Raw genomic sequence first — 404 nt, 5'->3', positions numbered from 1 at the left:
TTCTGATCACCTTCCTGGTAGCCCGTAATGTTCCTTTCGCATCCGTTTCGCCCCACCGTGCTTGCGCTTTGCTGCTCTGCGAGCTTCATCGCCAATGCTGCCGACTCTGCGGTGGAGCTCGGTGCTACTGACATCAACGCGGATGCCGTTAAGGCCGATTCCAACACGCTGCCTGAGGTCTATGCGGGTGGTCAGGTCGCTCGTGGCGGGCAGATGGGTGTTCTGGGTAATCAGGACAACATGAACGTCCCTTTCACCATGACCAGCTATACCTCCCAGCTTATCGAGGATCAGCAGGCTGAAGATGTGGGAGACGTACTCCTCAACGACCCGTCGGTGCGCCAGTCTTACGGCTTCGGTAATCAGTCGCAGATATTCGTGATCCGCGGTTTGCCGCTGGCAGG

General features: G+C 57.7%; 1 protein-coding gene. It reads left to right on the top strand.

Going from position 1 to position 404, the window contains the following annotated elements; genetic code table 11:
• Positions 1-27: 27 nt before the first annotated feature.
• On the top strand, positions 28-404 hold a 377-nt coding region (locus IFT47_RS27320), incomplete at its 3' end, for a TonB-dependent receptor plug domain-containing protein (protein ID WP_192175183.1).

Origin of the sequence: Pseudomonas sp. CFBP 13711 (assembly GCF_014842265.1) — a bacterium.
In the GTDB taxonomy this organism is placed as follows: Bacteria; Pseudomonadota; Gammaproteobacteria; order Pseudomonadales; family Pseudomonadaceae; genus Aquipseudomonas.
This window is presented reverse-complemented; position numbering and strand designations above follow the sequence as displayed.